Origin of the sequence: Falsihalocynthiibacter sp. S25ZX9 (assembly GCF_041205405.1) — a bacterium.
Classification (GTDB): domain Bacteria; phylum Pseudomonadota; class Alphaproteobacteria; order Rhodobacterales; family Rhodobacteraceae; genus Falsihalocynthiibacter; species Falsihalocynthiibacter arcticus.
This window is the reverse complement of the sequence record NZ_JBGFCD010000176.1, coordinates 1-319: the sequence shown is the minus strand read 5'-3', so window position 1 is coordinate 319 and position 319 is coordinate 1. Positions and strand designations below refer to the sequence as shown.

The following is a 319-nucleotide window of genomic DNA, read 5'->3' as shown; positions in this document are numbered from 1 at the left end:
TGCAGGCAGACCATATCCACCAGAACACGGTCATATATCATCACCCGCGTGCCGCGCGCCGAGGGGCGCACCCGTCGCACCACCATCGCCGCACCACTGCCAATCAGCCGCTGCTGGCGTCGGATTTCCTCGCCTGCCGCCAGCACAGCATCCATGAAATTGCCGCCCGATCCACCGCCGCCCATGGCCTCAAGCGACGAGCATTTTACCCCTGCTGAGCTGTGCCGCTCCACCAGATCACGATATAACCGCCCGGCATCCATTTGCCGTTTGCTGAACATGTTGGCACCTTGGCTGCGCCGTGCTGCCTGGGCATTCA

At 62.7% G+C, this 319-nt stretch carries 1 pseudogene; it reads right to left on the bottom strand.

From position 1 onward, the window contains the following. Positions 1 to 281 (bottom strand): annotated as a pseudogene (locus AB9F29_RS21785) (hypothetical protein); the annotation flags it as partial. Positions 282 to 319 lie beyond the last annotated feature (38 nt).